At 36.1% G+C, this 17,515-nt stretch carries 14 protein-coding genes and 1 other RNA gene; all 15 read right to left on the reverse strand.

Annotated elements, in window-relative coordinates; genetic code table 11:
* Position 1 precedes the first annotated feature (1 nt).
* The 15 genes from DER71_RS03095 to gpmI all read right to left on the reverse strand — a co-directional run bounded on the left by DER71_RS03095 (position 2) and on the right by gpmI (position 17,494).
* Positions 2–1,672 carry a propanediol/glycerol family dehydratase large subunit gene (locus DER71_RS03095; protein ID WP_114474272.1) on the reverse strand — a complete coding sequence of 557 codons (1,671 nt, stop codon included), beginning with the start codon at positions 1,670–1,672 and terminating at the stop codon, positions 2–4.
* Positions 1,673–1,744: 72 nt separating this feature from the next.
* The gene (gene pduB / locus DER71_RS03100) at positions 1,745–2,569 is read right to left on the reverse strand and encodes a propanediol utilization microcompartment protein PduB (protein ID WP_114458318.1); all 825 of its coding nucleotides are present in this window, start codon (positions 2,567–2,569) and stop codon (positions 1,745–1,747) included.
* 24 nt (positions 2,570–2,593) lie between these two features.
* A complete protein-coding gene (locus DER71_RS03105; RefSeq protein WP_114458319.1) occupies positions 2,594–2,866 on the reverse strand; it encodes a BMC domain-containing protein in 273 nt (90 codons plus the stop codon).
* 253 nt (positions 2,867–3,119) lie between these two features.
* Complete coding sequence (locus DER71_RS03110) at positions 3,120–4,733, reverse strand: helix-turn-helix domain-containing protein (protein WP_114474273.1); 1,614 nt, start codon at positions 4,731–4,733, stop codon at positions 3,120–3,122.
* 13 nt (positions 4,734–4,746) lie between these two features.
* Positions 4,747–6,045: a PocR ligand-binding domain-containing protein gene (locus DER71_RS03115; protein ID WP_233487364.1), complete on the reverse strand. Its 1,299-nt coding sequence runs from the start codon at positions 6,043–6,045 to the stop codon at positions 4,747–4,749.
* Positions 5,963–7,087 carry a mechanosensitive ion channel family protein gene (locus DER71_RS03120; protein WP_114474274.1) on the reverse strand — a complete coding sequence of 375 codons (1,125 nt, stop codon included), beginning with the start codon at positions 7,085–7,087 and terminating at the stop codon, positions 5,963–5,965. Before DER71_RS03120 ends, DER71_RS03115 begins: the two co-directional genes overlap by 83 nt.
* A gap of 503 nt (positions 7,088–7,590) precedes the next feature.
* Positions 7,591–7,946, reverse strand: a transfer-messenger RNA (tmRNA) gene (ssrA, locus tag DER71_RS03125).
* A 46-nt stretch (positions 7,947–7,992) separates the two neighbouring features.
* Complete coding sequence (gene smpB / locus DER71_RS03130) at positions 7,993–8,472, reverse strand: SsrA-binding protein SmpB (protein ID WP_114458322.1); 480 nt, start codon at positions 8,470–8,472, stop codon at positions 7,993–7,995.
* A gap of 50 nt (positions 8,473–8,522) precedes the next feature.
* A complete protein-coding gene (gene rnr, locus DER71_RS03135) occupies positions 8,523–10,661 on the reverse strand; it encodes a ribonuclease R (protein WP_114458323.1) in 2,139 nt (712 codons plus the stop codon).
* A gap of 45 nt (positions 10,662–10,706) precedes the next feature.
* The gene (locus DER71_RS03140) at positions 10,707–11,258 is read right to left on the reverse strand and encodes an HD domain-containing protein (RefSeq protein ID WP_114458324.1); all 552 of its coding nucleotides are present in this window, start codon (positions 11,256–11,258) and stop codon (positions 10,707–10,709) included.
* A gap of 33 nt (positions 11,259–11,291) precedes the next feature.
* The gene (locus DER71_RS03145; protein ID WP_233487025.1) at positions 11,292–11,753 is read right to left on the reverse strand and encodes a PaaI family thioesterase; all 462 of its coding nucleotides are present in this window, start codon (positions 11,751–11,753) and stop codon (positions 11,292–11,294) included.
* 68 nt (positions 11,754–11,821) lie between these two features.
* Positions 11,822–13,804, reverse strand: a complete 1,983-nt coding sequence (locus tag DER71_RS03150; protein WP_114458325.1) for a sodium-translocating pyrophosphatase — start codon at positions 13,802–13,804, stop codon at positions 11,822–11,824.
* Between the two features lie 58 nt (positions 13,805–13,862).
* Positions 13,863–14,084: a preprotein translocase subunit SecG gene (secG, locus tag DER71_RS03155; RefSeq protein ID WP_114458326.1), complete on the reverse strand. Its 222-nt coding sequence runs from the start codon at positions 14,082–14,084 to the stop codon at positions 13,863–13,865.
* A 563-nt stretch (positions 14,085–14,647) separates the two neighbouring features.
* A complete protein-coding gene (gene eno / locus DER71_RS03160) occupies positions 14,648–15,934 on the reverse strand; it encodes a phosphopyruvate hydratase (protein ID WP_114458327.1) in 1,287 nt (428 codons plus the stop codon).
* 15 nt (positions 15,935–15,949) lie between these two features.
* Positions 15,950–17,494, reverse strand: coding sequence for a 2,3-bisphosphoglycerate-independent phosphoglycerate mutase (gpmI, locus tag DER71_RS03165; RefSeq protein ID WP_114458328.1), 1,545 nt, complete (start codon positions 17,492–17,494; stop codon positions 15,950–15,952).
* Positions 17,495–17,515 lie beyond the last annotated feature (21 nt).

The raw sequence follows: 17,515 nt of genomic DNA on the forward strand, positions 1-17,515 counted from the left end.
ATTACTCTCCAATTTCTTCTGGATCTCTGGCAAGTCTGGTGTCCTTGAGTTTAGCCCAGAGTTCATCGGACACTCTGTAACCAGTTCCAGGACCTGCATAATCATTTTTATCATTAACAGCACTTATACAGTGAAATTTATCATCAAAAATAGCTGATGTATGAAGATAGTCACCAGCAATTCTCTGTTTTAAAAGATTAAATACACTGTCAGCCACATCTTCAAAACCATGTTTGGCCAGTGCTTTAACAATTTCTACACCAGTGGTCCCTTTATTAAGCATTTCTTCTATACCTCTAAAATCTTCTCGTACATCACGGTCTGGAACGTCTTTACTGCCATGAGCATATGTTACTGCTTCTATTTCTTCATCAGTAATTTCAGGCATACCTAATTCCTTAAATACTGCCTGCAGCGCTCTGGCTGCTTTGTTCCTGATTTTTATAACTTCTTCTTCTTCTACAGGTACTAAACCACCATTGACCTTCAGATCACGCTGAAGAGTTAGATAATCATCATAATCATCTACATCATGAGTGGAACCAGCAAACATATTATCATAATTTGGCACACCACTATAACCTGAAAAGATAAAGTCTGTACCAGGCAGGAACTGCATTAACATTCTGGCTGTTCTTCTTGTACGGGAATGAGTAAATGTCTGATCATTACCTGAAGCGCACTCAAGATCAAGCATCATGGCAATTAAATTCTCTGCCAGAATTGCTCTTATTCCAGAAGGAACTGCACCAGGTATACCAATACAGCTAATTGAACCATTCTGTATACCCTGTACTCCAGCACCTTTGGTCATATAGAGGCATCGGGCTTCCAGATAAAGCATGGATTTACCATCGGCAAATCCCATCTCTGCTTCAGAACCTGTACCAGAAGTATATCTCATCTTAAGTCCCCGAGATGCATAAGCTGAAGCAAGAAAACTCTTTGACCATGGTGTATCATCACCATCAACAAAAACCTGTTCAGTACCATAAACAGAAACGGTTTCTGCATATGCTGTAAATCCGCGCATACCCATTTCCAGCTCCATTGCTTCCTCTACAGCGCACTGTGTTAAAGCACCACGACGGCCTGTCTGTGCCCCTACCATAAGAGAAATAGCATTTGAAGGAGCATATCTAACCATACCTACCGTTGTTTCCAGTTCATCAAAACCGCGCATTGCTGCTTCAGCTGCATCTGCTGCAATTAAAGCAGGATGCTCTTTTAGATTTGTAATGTGGCACTGGTTGGATGGAGTCTTTCTGGCCCTCATCTTCTGAACTGCCATCATCATTTCAACAACATTCATGTGGCCGACAACTTCTACCACCTTAGCGGGAGTCATTCCAAGTCCTAGTTCTCGTACTTCATCACGGGAAACATTTATATCTACTATCTTTTTGGCCAGTTCTTTAGAATCCATTGCCATAACTTTTTCGACTGTATTTATATCAAGTGTATGGTCGGCAATAAAACTATCAAGCATGTCAAAATCTGCTCGTTTTTTTCCATCAAGTTCAACTATTTTCCCATTTTCGATCTTTACACTTGGTTTTGGATCTTCTGGTCCTTCCATTGCAATAAGACCAGCTTCCGGCCATTCTTTAATAAAAGCATCCTGACTGATCGGTCGTTTTTCTAATTCTTCAAAACGCTTGGACCTTTTCACATTTTTCCCTCCTTAAATTCATTTTACTATACAACAATCATTTTACTATACAACAACATCTATTATTATATTTTAAATATAGGGTGTTGCTGATGATTCGGGTTTAGCTCCAAGACTACCCAGAAGCTTCAAGCCAACTTCACGTGCAGCAACAATTGCCTGACGAACTGCTCCTGAATCTCCACTAAACTGCAGAATAACCTCATTGGTCAAGCTTGTACCTTCACTAGGACTTGCATATGCCACAACATCAATAGTAGCAGCTTTTACTGCAACATCAGCCATGATAACTCCAATACCTGCTGGAGCACCAACTGTTATTCCAAATGCTTTACCTTCTGGAGCACCAAAAGCTGCATTCAAAGCTTTACTTGCTCTTGCAGTATATTGAAATTCAAGATGACCGGCATCATTACCATAAACATCACCAAAAGTACGTTCAAGGTCTTCCAAAGCAACCTGAACTGCACGCCTGGCATCCGAAACTTCTTCAGCTCCAAAGATAATTAAGGACCCATGTCCGGCACCACCTTTGGTATCACGAGGAAGTTCAATTTTTACTATTTCAGTATTTGATGCCTTTACTGCTTCATCTGCTGCATAAATCTGAGGTCCTGCTCCAGTTCTACCACCAAAGACCCCTATTGAACGATATTTAGGATCAATACCCATTAATTTTCTTAAGTCTGGATCCACATTTGCAATGACCAGACCAATCGTATCTCCCATTGCTGTACCAATAAATTCAGTTACTTCATTAGCCAAATTCAAATTAAGCTCACCACCTTTATTATTTTTGTTTTTTTTGCTGTCTTCTTCTTTCTCAGCTGATGATTCAGCATTTTTAATTCTATTCACAACTTCATTAACTAAATCATTAATTTTGGTTTCTTCCATATTTTTTCACCCTCCTCTCCATTATTATTCTGGTAGAAGTTTACTTACATCTTCATGGGGGCGTGGAATTACGTGTACAGAAACAACTTCACCTACTTTTCCTGCTGCAGCTGCACCAGCATCGGTTGCTGCCTTGGTAGCTCCAACATCACCTCTTACCATGACTGTGATATAACCTGAACCAATCTTCTCATAACCAATCAACTTAACATTGGCTGCTTTAACCATAGCATCAGCTGCTTCAATTGCACCAACAAAGCCAATAGTTTCTACAAGTCCGAGTGCCTCTCTAGCCATGTATTGCACCTCCTTTCACAAAAATAATATTAAAAAGCATACTAATCTTTTCACTAATCCCTTCACTCTCTTTACTTCACTCTCTCTAAATATATTAAAAAAAACTTTTATTTTACCTTGAAAATTTCTTGCACACTTAATGAAATTTTTTGATATTATTTTTTATATTTTGTATTTTATGAATATTAAAATTAATTTTGCAAAAAAAGATGACAATTTTTTATCATTTAATGACAAAAAATTGTCATCTTGTCTAATTTCTATATTCTGAAGGAGATACTCCTTCGTATTTTTTGAAAACTTTGCTAAAATAACTTGGCTCACTATAGCCTACCTCTTTTGCAATACTGCCTATATTTGTATCTGTTTTGTTTAATTTTCTTTTTGCCTCTTCCATTCGCAGTCTTGTTATATATTCTTTAAATGTACAACCCATTTCTTTTTTAAAGAGCCTACTAAAATAGTGAGTGCTTAAATTTGCCGCCTTAGCAGCTTCGCAGAGGCTTATGTCCTCAGAATAATTGCTCTGCACATATTTTACACCATCATAAATTATCTTTTCTTTAAATTCTTCTCCCATATTATCTATCTTTTTATTTAACTGTTCTACCAGTGAATTCAACCAGCTTTTCAGCTGTTCAGGAGAATTTACTTTTAAAAGCTTTTGTGTATAATCATAATTGAGTGGAGAGATTTCTTTAAACTGAGCTCCTGCCTCTACAGCAGAGCGGGACAGCACTCCCAGCAGTTCCAGCATTCTGGATTTAACAATCATGGAATCAAAATTTTCGTCTATCTGCCAGCTGTTAAATAGAGTACTTATAAGTTCAGGAAGCTGTGTGTTCTTTCTGGATTTTAATTTTTCTACCAGCATACATTCTATATCATATGGATAACGGTCTTCTTCATAATCTGCATTTTTTATATCTTCCCAGTGAATGATAGAGCTGTCTCTGGCCAGAAGTGAATTTTTAATTGCCCCCAATGCCTCATGATATGAGCGGTCCATCATTCTGGGGTCATCATAATAATTTCCAATTCCAATAGTAATTGTAAAATCTGTGTCTTTTATTACTTCCTCACACATTTCCTTACCTATCTGCCTCAGCCAGCTTTTTATTTGACGCCCATATATCATTTCTTCTCCAAAATAAAGTATTACTATTTTATCACTTGTCATAGGAACAACCATTAATGATGAATATTTATTTTCAAAACCTTTGAGCACACTGAATACTTCTTTTTTCAGCATCTGCCTTTTTACTTCATCTTCATTTACTGTAAGCCGTGCAAATTTATCTATATCTGCAATCATAACAGCTGAGGGAAGATCTCCAATATCAAAAAATTCTGTTCTACTTCTAACTTCTTCTACTGTATCTATATTAAGAAAAACAAGGTCAAATACAAAGGACATTTTTATATAGGGAACAATCATATCGAGTTTATCTTTCATCTCCTGCCGCCGCTGTTCCTCAGCTTTAACTGTTTTAATCTGCTTTATCTGCTTAGCTACAACTTCTATAACTTTTTCGGGTTTTACAGGTTTTAAAAGATATTCTTTTATACCCAGATTTAAAGCCTGCTGTACATATTCAAATTCATCATAAGCAGTCAAAATAACAAATTTCACATCAGGCTGATCATCTTTAATCATTTTTACTGCTTTTAGTCCATCCATTCCCGGCATTTTGATATCCATAAAGATAATATCTGGTTCTGTATCATGGGCAAGTCTTACTGCTTCACGTCCATTTGCTGCATCAGCAATAATTTTTACATTATTGATATCATCTCTAGTCTCTAAAATAATTCTTAGTGCTTTCCTTTCCAGATATTCATCATCTGCAACAAGTATTTTATACAACTTCAACCCCCCATTACTGTGTATTTTCAGCAGGTAGATTAATTTTAACTTCTGTTCCTTTCCCAGGACGGCTTTTTATATCAAGACCATATTTTTCTCCAAAATAATGCTGAAGTCTTTTGTGAACATTGTTAACACCGATTCCCGTTATATGACTTTTTATTTTATCTTTGTTATTATCATATTTTAAGAGATTATTTAAAATATTTTTGTCCATACCAGCACCATTATCTTCAACACAAATTATTACTTTATTACTTCTTCTATATCCTTTAACCCTGACAGTACCAGATTCCTGATCTTTTAAACCATGTATTATCGCATTTTCCAGCAGAGGCTGAATTGTAAGTAAAGGAATATTAATATTTAATATATTATCATCAATATCTATAATAAAATTATATTTATCTCCATAACGTTTGCGCTGAATGGTGAAATAATCCCGTACACAGCTGAGTTCTTCCTCCAATTTTACAACCTCTTCTATATTGCGAAGACTGTAGCGGAGTAGATCAGAAAGTGCATAAACAACTTCTTCTGTTTCTCTTGCATTTTCTATCAATGAAAGACGGGCAATAGAATTAAGCACATTAAAAAGAAAGTGTGGATTCACCTGTGACTGAAGAACTTTTAATTCTTTTGTCCGCAAATGCTGTTCTAATTCCCTCCTTGTCCTCGACTCCTCTATCAATTCCTGTTGATAAATATTTACCAGACCCATTTCAGCAATATAATTTGCAGTAATGGAAAGAAATTCTGTTGCAGCAACAATTCTGCTTCTTGGAAGAATCTCAATTTTTTCAAAAGCTCTTTCCAGTTCTTTAAAATTGATATCATAATCTTTTGTTTTTGCTTTTACTCTTGCAAATGTTTTTTCCCGGCCATCTTCTTCCAATATTATCTGACCACAGAGAATTGTTCCTATAAATCTGTTCTCAAGAATAATAGGTGCTGCCATATCTATCAGACCCGATTTGCATACATATGGTTTTGACTGACCTTCTTCTTTTGCTCTGATACCTCCCTGTGCATCTGATAATTTACAGTTCTGAAAACCCTTTTCACAGGAACGAACTGTATTACAAAATAATGTAAATTGGCTGCATTTTGTAACAGGTACTCCCTCTCTATTTACAATAACAGCCGCCAGCCCTGTAGCTTCTGCAAACTTATCCTGAATACTCTGAAGTACATCAATATTAATTATTTCTCGCAAGTTATAATCGTAATTAATTTTCGCTCCCCTCCTTATTAATATCGGCAGATTTATAATCAGAGCTGTAATAATTTTCTCTGTCAGATAATTTATCAACTAAATGAATAGTCTGAGTAGGGAAGGCAAATCTTATTTCAGACTGATCAAATAGTTCTCTCAATTTGAAGTTTATCGTTTGCTGGATATCCATATAGACCTTATAATCACTGTCATTTATAAAATAAACTACCTGGTGGATAAGACTGAAGTTCCCATATTCACTAAAGTGAGCTCGAACAAACTCTGTTTTATCTATATCTTTAATGATAGACTCCACCATTTCCGGTATCTGTTTTAACTTTTCCAACGGAGTATCATAAGTAACTCCAAAGCTAAAATTAATTCTCCTCCTCTGCATCCGCTTATAATTATTTATCCTAGAATTCATAAGGTCGGTGTTGGAAATTACCAGCTGTTCTCCACTCAGACTTCTAATCCGCGTAGTTTTTATTCCTATATGCTCAATTGTTCCCTTATAGTCTCCCACAATAATAAAATCACCTACATCAAACGGCTTATCAAAAAAGATTGTAAAATAATTAAAAATATCTGCCAGAATAGTTTGAGCTGCAAATGCAACTGCAATACCTCCAATTCCAAGCCCGGTCATTAAACCTGTTATCTCAATATTTAAATTATCAAGTATAAAAAGCAGTGCTATAAACCAGATAATCACCTTGATAAAAAATATTGAAGCACTAAACACCTTCTGCTGCTCTTCATTTACAACCTTTTTGCGCCAGTATTTTTTTAGGAAAAATAATATCACATCTATAATAATTAAAACAGTAAAATATACCGATAGAATCAGCAGTATACTATTAATAACTCTGTTTATTTGCTTCATAATATTAAGCTGTGAAAGGCTCAAATACAAAAGAATAATATAAAAAAGTGCATACCCCCTTTTTTTTATAATTTTCTGAAATAGTTCTGAAAAAGAGGAAGATATTCTATCGACCAGCTGACAGATTTTAGTAAAAAAAACTCTGTCAAATATTTTGATGAATATATATCCAATTATTATAATAGCTGCCGAAGTTAAATAGTCAAAAAGAGAATTGGTTAATATAATTGAACTCAACCTAAGATTATTCATTATTTCCACCTCTTATAGTTTTAAATTAGCGATCCTGTCAGTTTTCTCTGTATTAATTCTTTCTGCTCAAAACAGCTTTATCTATATCTAAATTATATCCTTCTAAAACCGAATTTAATCAGACAAAATAATGGCTAAATATCTTTTCCCTTCAATAAAGGGATCTTTTGCTGCATTTATTTTATTTCCCAAAGATTTTAAATCCATAATCTAAACCCATTTTATTCTCTACATATTATATTAAACATTTTTTTTATTAATCCTTTTTGTAATGTCAAATTTTTATCATTAGTCAATTTATTTATTTTAACAAACGACATAGCAGAAAGCTAATAGAAAAATATCATCCTGAATATTTTGATTTTGAAAACTATAAATAATAGTTCAATTTGAAATACTAAAAATTAGTAAGAATAAAACCGGACAAATGTCCTAAATGTTAAATCCTTAAAAACAAAAAAAGACCCTCTTAATAGGTCTCTATATGTAAATATATTAATTTTTGGTGGAGGTGGTGGGAGTCGAACCCACGTACTGTATGGCTCACCCAGTAGTTTCTACGAACGTAGTCTGATTTTTATTTTCACAGCAGCAACTCCATCAGACAGGATTTACTGCTGCAAGCCTGTTTATTGTCCTGTCTTCCTACAGGCATCAGAAGACAGTTAGTCTGTTTTATATGACACCTGAGTTAACCCCACAGACAGGGGTCAGTCAGGCGTTAGCCACCTACGCGGCAGCTAAAGCGTAATTATTATCGTTTGCAGATAATTTTAAGTTCCCAGTGTTTAACGAGTGAAAGGAACTCCTCGGTCCGCTTCTAAAGGGTTCACCATACAGGCGAAGCCAGAACACCCCCTGAATAAATTTAATATTTCTACAGCATAATTATTATAACTTAAAGGTCAGGAAATGTCAAACCCTTTTTGTTTTCTTCTAAAAGCCTTTTCCATTTCCTTTTTTGCCGTCTCTTTTGCAATATCTCTCCGCTTATCATATTTTTGTTTACCTTTAGCAACAGCAAGCTCCACTTTGGCAATATTTCTTTTAAGATAAATACTCAGTGGTATGAGAGTATATCCCTTTTGAGTGGTATAACCAATCAATTTTCTAATCTCATTTTTGTGCAGAAGAAGTTTTCTTTTGCGCTCTGGATCATGATTAAATCTATTACCCTGCTTATATGGGCTAATATGCATGTTATAGAGATACACTTCTCCTTCTTCAACCACAGCAAAACTGTCTTTTAAATTAACTCTGTGGTTTCTAATAGATTTAATCTCTGTACCTTTAAGTTTTATTCCGGCTTCATAGGTTTCTTCTACATAATAATCATGTCTGGCTTTTTTATTTCTTGCAATTACTTCAATATTATCTCCAGGCATTATTCTTCCTCCTTTCTGCAGTATACAGCATAAATTAGTAATTATCTTATTTATTCTACCAGTTCAAAATCAAGTTCTCGTTCTTCTCTGTTAACTTTTACAACTTTTATTTTAACTTCATCACCAATACGGTAGATTTTTTTAGTTCTTTCCCCGATCAACCTGTACTGTTCACTTTCAAAATGGTAGTAATCATCTGTAAGTTCTCTAACATGTACCAACCCTTCAACAGTATTGTCTAATTTTACAAAAATTCCAAATCCTGTTATACCACTAATAATACCTTCAAATTCTTCTCCAACCTTATCTTCCATAAATTCTATCTTTTTAAGATCAACAGAATCCCGCTCTGCTTCCATGGCCCTTCTCTCCTGAAGAGAACTGTGATCTGCAATTTTTGGTATTTTTCGCTCCAGCTCATGCTGACGCTCTTCAGTTAGATATCCTTCTGATATGGTCTCCTTAATAATACGATGTGCTATCAGGTCGGGATATCTCCTGATTGGTGAAGTAAAATGGGTATAATGATTAAGTCCAAGACCAAAGTGGCCTAAATTTTTGTCTGAATAAACAGCTTTTTTTAGAGAACGAAGTAAAACTGTATCAATTATCCGCTCTTCAGATTTACCATCTACTTTTTCCAACATTTCCTGAAGCTCCCTTGGATGTACTCCATTACTGACACCTTTGAGGTGATAGCCAAAATTATGGATAAATTCATTGAATTCTTTCATCCGATCAATATCTGGCTGTTCATGTACCCGATAAATAAATGGGATTTCCCGCCACGACATATCAGCAGCCACAACCTCGTTTGCTGCAATCATAAACTCTTCGATCAGCTGTTCTGGTATACCATGTCTTCTCTTCTTTAAGGCAACAGGCCTACCATTTTCGTCCAGCTCCACCTTCACTTCCGGAAAATTAAAATCAATACTCCCTTCAGAAAATCTTTTTCTGCGCAATCTGCGGCGCAGATCATTCATTATCTCAAGTTCTTCAATAAAATCACTGTATTCTTCTTTTAGTGATTTATTTCCCTCAACAAGTATTTCATAAACTTCATCATAAGTCAGCCTGTGATTAGATCTGATAACACTTTTTATTATTTCATGATCAACAGCTTCTATACCATTTTCCCCACTCAATTTATAATCTATAAATACTGTTAGAGTTAATCTTTCAGCAGCCGGATTAAGGCTGCAGATACCATTAGATAATCTTGGTGGGAGCATTGGTATAACCCTGTCTACAAGATAAATGCTTGTTCCTCTCTCATATGCTTCACGGTCTAAAACTTCATCTTCTCGTACATAGTGGCTGACATCTGCTATATGAACACCCAGCCGATATGTGCTGTTAGATATTTTTTCAATAGAAACAGCATCATCCAGATCTTTTGCATCATCACCATCAATAGTTACAAGTTTTAAATCGCGCAGGTCAACCCGCTCCTCATCTTCTTCGAGAACAGAAAGATCTACTTTATCTGGTATAGATTCGGCAGCAGAAAGAACATCCTGAGGAAAATCTCCTGGCAGATCAAGCTGACGTATAATAGCTTCAATATCCACACCTGGCTCATCTTTAAAACCAAGAATTTCTATTATTTCACCTTCTGGATTCCTGTTTTTTTCGGGCCATTTTTTTATTTTTGCTACTACTTTTTGTCCATCTCTGGCATTTTTTAAACCTCCAGGTGGAATAAAAATATCATTACAAATTCGCTGATTATCGGGGATGAGAAAAGCATAATTTTTATATTTTTCCAGATTACCAACAACTTTTTTGTTCACTCTTTCAATTATTTCTGCAATTTCTCCTTCTTTATTTTTACCCCTCCTTGAACGAATAAGATGAACAAATACTTTATCATTATGCATGGCGCCATTCATATTTTCGGAAGCTATAAATATATCTTCCTGTTCTGGATCATCAGGAATTAAAAATCCATTACCTGATGCTATTTTTTCTACTCTTCCACCTATTAGATCAAATTTTTCTGGAACTCCATACTGTCCAGATGAATTTTTGTAAAGCAGACCTTCATTTAGAAGTTCTGATATTAGTTCATCAAAAATTAATTTTTGGTCTTTGGATATATCAAACTCTTTATATATTTCCTCTCTGCTGATTGGACGGTGAACATTTTTTCGCAGATGTGATAACAGTTCTTTTCTGGCACTCATTAATAATCATCCCCAATCTTTTTGTAAGCAAAAAATAGACAGAACTTATAGCCCCAGTTCATCAGAAATATTCTGCATTCCTTCCAGAGATAATTCAATAAATTCTTCCAGTTCCAGATCCATTTCTTTGCAGGAAGCAATAACATCCCTATCTGCACCTTTTGCAAAAGAATTTTCTCCATAGCGGTTCATAATAAATTCTGTATCAAGGGCTGAAAGTTTTTTGTCTGGATGTATAAGTGCAGAAGCAACTATTAAACCTGTAAGTGGATCACTTGCATATAGTGCTTTGGCCATCAGGGTATTTCGCGGCAGCTCATGCATGCCATTATGTGCCCTAACTGCCTCAACAATATCATCTTCAATTCCCATCTCACCTAACATATCTGCACCAATTAAACTGTGTTTTTCAGGCTCATCTGCAGTTTCTTCATAGTCAATATCATGCAATAAACCAGCTAATTTCCACTTTTCTTTATCTTGGTCAAAATACTCTGCTAATCGACCCATTACAGCTTCAACAGCGAGACAGTGTTTCTGTAAATTCTTCTGTTTAATATTTTCCTTCATTAAATTCAAAGCTTCTTCTCTCTTCATAAATTAATTACCCTCCTTATTGCTCTGTTAAAATTAAATCTCTTTTTCCTCCATAAATTTTGCTTCAGCCTTTGCCTTTACTTTTCCTGCTTCATCTTTTATTTCTGCTTCAGTAAAATGAATGGTTCCAATAGATTTACTGTAACAGTCCCTATAAAAACCTGTTATTTTAATTTTTTCTCCTATCTTAACAGCTTTTTTAAAGCGAACTTTTATTTCAGCTGTAAAGGCTGATACTCCCCGGGCACCAACCGCATATGCCATTGCCTCATCCAGTAGTGTGGATACAAGTCCACCGTGCATAATACCATCATATCCCTGATAAAGTTTTCCCGGTACAAATTCTGCTTCTACAGTATTTTTATCAATTTTTTTGAACTTTAAGCCCAATGAGATAGGATTTTCTTCTCCACAGGCAAAACACATTTTATCTTCTCTTTGCGGCATCAATTTCACTACCTTTCCGAAAACTATAATATAGTATTTAACTTCCAAAAACCCCCCTAAACAGCAGCAAACTCTACTTAAAGGGGGGTAAAAATTGTTTAACTACTATATTAATTTTACATGAATAATGGTGCAAATACAAGTGAAACAATAGTCATTAATTTGATGAGAATATTAAGAGATGGACCAGAAGTATCTTTAAAAGGATCTCCAACTGTATCTCCAACTACAGAAGCCGCATGTGTCTCTGTTCCCTTTCCACCAAAATGACCTGACTCTATATATTTTTTGGCATTATCCCAGGCACCACCGGCATTGGCCATCATAATTGCAAGCAGCACTCCTGATGAAAGTGAACCTGCCAGTAATCCTCCAAGTGCCTGTACATCCCACAGGCCAACGACTACAGGTACAACAACAGCTAAAAGTCCTGGTACCACCATTTCTTTTAAGGCAGCTGTTGTACTGATATCAACACATTTTCTGTGGTCAGGCTTTTGAGTGCCTTCCATAATACCCGGCATTTCTCTAAACTGTCGTCTTACTTCTTCGATCATTTCTCCTGCAGCTTTACCAACAGCTTCCATGGTAATCGCAGAAAATAGAAATGGAAGCATTGCACCAATAAAGAGTCCAATAATTACCTGTGGATTTGTTAAACTAATATTCTGCAGTCCAACTGCTTCTGAAAAAGCAGCAAACAGTGACAGTGCTGTCAGTGCAGCTGAACCAATAGCAAATCCTTTTCCAATAGCAGCAGTTGTATTACCTACTGAATCAAGTTTATCTGTAATATCTCTAACACTGGCATCAAGTTCAGCCATTTCTGCAATTCCACCTGCATTATCTGCAATTGGACCATAAGCATCTACAGAAAGAGTGATACCAGTAGTTGATAACATACCTACAGCAGCCATTGCAATTCCATATAAACCGCCAAATTTAAAAGCAATAAAAATAGCAGCTGCAATGACAAGTATTGGAAGCATAGTACTTCTCATACCTACAGAAAGACCACTTATAATATTAGTAGCAGTACCTGTCTGTGACTGTCTTGCTATATGCTGTACAGGCTTATAATGTTCAGAAGTATAATATTCAGTAATGCGACCTATAATTGTACCTGCAATTAAACCAGCAATAATAGCAAAAAATACTCCCATATTACCAATAAGTAAATTAACCAAAAAATATGCACCAATTATTGTTATTACTGCAGCACTGATTGATCCTCTTTCTAAAGCTTTAGCAGGATTTACACCTTCCTTGGCTTTAACAAATCTTGTTCCAATAATAGAAGCAATAATCCCTACAGCAGCAAGCAGCATCGGCAGCATAACAAGATTAACCGGTGTACTAACTCCCAGCTTTTCTGCAATAGATGGTGTTACACCTAATGTCATCGCAGCTACAATTGAACCAACATATGATTCAAAAAGATCGGCTCCCATTCCGGCAACATCACCAACATTATCACCAACATTATCAGCGATAACAGCCGGATTGCGGGGATCATCTTCTGGAATACCCGCTTCTATTTTTCCAACCAAATCAGCACCAACATCAGCAGCTTTAGTATAAATTCCACCACCAACACGTGCAAACAGTGCAATAGAACTGGCTCCAAACGCAAAGCCTCTTAAGAATTCCACATTATCTGCAAAAAATATGTAAAGAATTCCCAGACCTAATGTTCCTAAACCAACAACAGACATACCCATAACAGAACCACCTGAAAAAGCAACAGTAAGAGCTTCATTGAGCCCTGTCTGTGCTGCATTAGTAGTTCTGGCATTAGATTTAGTAGCAATCTGCATACCAATAAATCCGGCTAGGGCAGAAAAAATAGCGCCTACGACAAACGACAGAGCTGTCTGCCATCCCAGACTTGGTACAAATGTCATGATAACTGCTACAATGATAACAAAAATAGATAACATTTTGTATTCACGACCAAGAAATGCCATGGCCCCTTCATTGATGTCATTAGATATCTCGGCCATCCTTTCATTACCCACTTCTGCTCTATTAACTTTTCCTGCCAGAAAAAATGCAAATACCAGTGCAATTAATCCGGCCAGGGGTGTGTAAAAACTCATGCACTAACCTCCTTATTCGAAATTATATAATTAACTTATTTATTTAGCACATTATTATTTAAAGAACTGCAAGTATAAGTGAATTGATCATAAACACAATCGCTGCACCTGCTGTGAACTTGCTCAATTTCGATTCTAAACCTTTTTGTGATTTACCAAAAAATGTTGAAGCTCCCCCATCAATTGCACCGGAGAGACCTGCACTTTTTCCAGATTGAAGCAAAACACCTACTATAACAGCAATGGCCACTATTAAATGAAAGATTTTTAAAACCAGCACCTGATATTTCACCTCCAGTGATTAAGTAAAATCTATTACTTTAAGGAGTTTCCCCCAGATTTTTTGCGGCATAATCTAAAAAATGAGAAAACTCCTTATTATTTTATATATATGGTCTAACACGTATTTCATTTTAACATACTGTTAATAAAAAAACAATAATGATTAAAAGAAAAAACAATTCTAATTATTCTAAATATTGATGGATGAATTAAAGATTCAAAATGAATTTTTCCAGTCTGCCCTGTATTCTGCTTACTGCTGTACCGAGGTCAATATTATAAAAATTTGCCATCATTCTAAATACCGCTCCTTAATACATACACAGAATTTATCAAGGCTCTTTTCCGAGATTTTTCTTAAAAAAATCATTTAACTCTCCATAAAAGATAAAATATGATTTTTTCACAAATATTCTCCCCTGCAACATTCCAATTTAAACACATAATATCTACATAAGAGAAATCATTTCTGATGAATCTGACAATTTTAATAAAAAAGAGGAAACACTGCTAATGTCTCCTCCAAGTTTAGATCATTAAATTTATGCTGCCGAAACTGCATTACTTTAAATTAAAAAACGCATCTCTCCCGGCATATTCTGCTGCATCTCCCAGCAGTTCTTCAATTCTCATTAACTGATTATATTTAGCAACTCTTTCCGAACGAGCAGGAGCACCTGTTTTAATCTGCCCAGTATTCATTGCCACAACTAAATCTGCAATTGTTACATCTTCTGTCTCACCAGAGCGATGTGACACAATAGAAGTAAATCCTGCTCTTGTTGCCATTTCTATTGTTTCCAGGGTTTCAGTTAAAGTTCCAATCTGATTTACTTTTATAAGAATGGAATTGCTCGCTTTTTCCTTAATACCTCTACTCAATCTTTCAGTATTAGTGACATAAAGGTCATCACCAACTATCTGCAGTCGGTCTCCTAATCTTTCTGTCATTTTACTAAAACCTTCCCAGTCATCTTCAGCAAGCCCATCCTCAATTGATATAATTGGATATTTTTCAATCAAATCTGCATAAAAATCTATCATCTCTTCAGAAGTCTTTTCTACCCCTTCTCCTTTAAGCACATATTTACCATCTTCATAAAACTCTGATGCTGCAGGATCAAGTGCAATTAAGAAATCTTCTCCAGAAATATAACCTGCTTTTTCAATAGCCTTGACAATCACTTCCAGAGCAGCTTCATTTGATTCTAAATCTGGAGCAAATCCACCTTCATCTCCTACACCTGTGCCCAGACCTCTTTCCTGTAATACTTTTTTAAGGTTGTGGTAAACCTCTGCTCCCATCTTCAATGCCTCGCGAAAGCTCAGTGCACCAACAGGCATAATCATAAATTCCTGCAGATCAACATTATTGTCAGCATGTTCTCCACCATTAAGTATATTCATCATCGGTACTGGCAGTGTATGTGCATTCATACCACCAATATAATTGAAAAGAAATGTACCTGTAGCAGCTGCAGCTGCTTTGGCAACGGCCATTGATACACCCAGTATTGCATTTGCACCAAGTTTGCTTTTGTTTTCAGTACCGTCAAGTTCTCGCATCAAATTATCTATTTCAATCTGATCTCTTGCGTCATATCCGACAAGTTCCGGAGCAATAATTGAGTTAACATTTTCTACCGCATCTTCTACTCCTTTACCGAGATAGCGTTCTCCACCATCTCTTAATTCAACTGCCTCATGAGCCCCTGTAGAAGCTCCAGATGGAACTGCTGCTCTGCCCATTATTCCGTCTTCTAATACTACATCAACCTCAACAGTTGGATTACCACGTGAATCAAGTATTTCACGGGCATAAACATCTAAAATTGTTGTATCTATCATATTCTAATTACCTCCCTATTTGTCATCATACAGTAATGATTCTCCTGTCATTGCTTTCGGTTTTTCAATTCCAAATATCTCCAGCACAGTAGGTGCAATATCGGCCAGTTTTCCTGATTTAATAACTTTATTTTTAGGACCACCTGCATAGATAAGAGGTACAATATTGGAAGTATGTGCTGTAAATGCTCCACCTTCTTCATCAAACATTTTTTCACTGTTGCCGTGGTCAGCAGTAATCAGTGCCTGACCACCTTTAGCTAAAATAGCTGGAACAATCTCAGATAAACACCTGTCTACAGTTTCTACTGCTTTAACTGCAGCATCAAAAAATCCTGTGTGTCCAACCATATCCGGATTGGCAAAGTTGAGTACAATAAAATCATATTTATCTTTTTCAATCTGTTCTAACAGATTATCTTTAACTTCATATGCACTCATCTCTGGTTTTAAATCATATGTTGCAACTTTAGGTGATGGAACAAGAATTCTATCCTCATTTTCATATGGCACTTCAATTCCACCATTGAAGAAAAATGTTACATGAGCATATTTCTCTGTTTCAGCAATACGCAGCTGTTTTAAACCGGCTCTGCTCAGCACTTCTCCCAGACCATCTTCTATTGATGAAGGAGGAAAAGCAACCGGGAGATCGAATTCTTCATCATATTCTGTCATACAGACATAATAGAGATCTGAAGGATGTTCTGCCGGCCTTTTAAATCCATCAAATTCATCTATTTTTAAAGCCCTGGTAATCTGTCTGGCCCTATCTGCCCGGAAATTAAAGAAAATAACAGAATCGTGATCCATTATTCTACCTACAGGTCTGCCGTTTTCTATTATAACAGCAGGTTCAACAAATTCATCATTTACTCCCTCAGCATAAGAATCTTCTACCACTTTGACAGCATCTTCGTTTTTAATTCCCTGTCCGAGGACTAATGCATTATATGCTTTTTGAGTTCTCTCCCACCGATTGTCCCTATCCATTGTATAATATCTGCCGCTGACTGTTGCAATTTTCCCTGTACCAACTTTATCTAATTCAGCCTGCAGATCTTTTAGGTAAGAAACTCCACTTTTGGGAGGTGTATCCCTGCCGTCAAGTATTGGATGAATATATACTTTTTCTACATCTGCTTTATCTGCCATTTCTATCAGACCAAAAAGGTGCTTTATGTGGCTGTGTACACCTCCATCAGATAAAAGTCCCATTAAGTGAAGTGCACTATTATTATCTTTAGCATGCTGAACTGCTTTTTGGAGAACTTCATTTGCCAGTAGTTCTCCGTTCTCCACAGCCTTATTGATTCTTGTATAGTCCTGATAGACTATTCTTCCTGCACCAAGATTTAGATGCCCTACCTCAGAATTGCCCATCTGTCCTTCAGGCAGGCCGACCTTTTCTCCTGAAGCATGCAGAAATGCATGTGGATATTCTGATTTCAGCTTATCTAAATATTCTGTGTCAGCTTGATATACTGCATTACCTACTGCATTTTCATTTATCCCAAGCCCATCCATGATTATCAGAGCCAGGGGTTTTGGTCTTTCCATCAGCTCAACCTCCTTATAGCC

Origin of the sequence: Halanaerobium sp. DL-01 (assembly GCF_003338615.1) — a bacterium.
Taxonomy (GTDB): domain Bacteria; phylum Bacillota; class Halanaerobiia; order Halanaerobiales; family Halanaerobiaceae; genus QPJE01.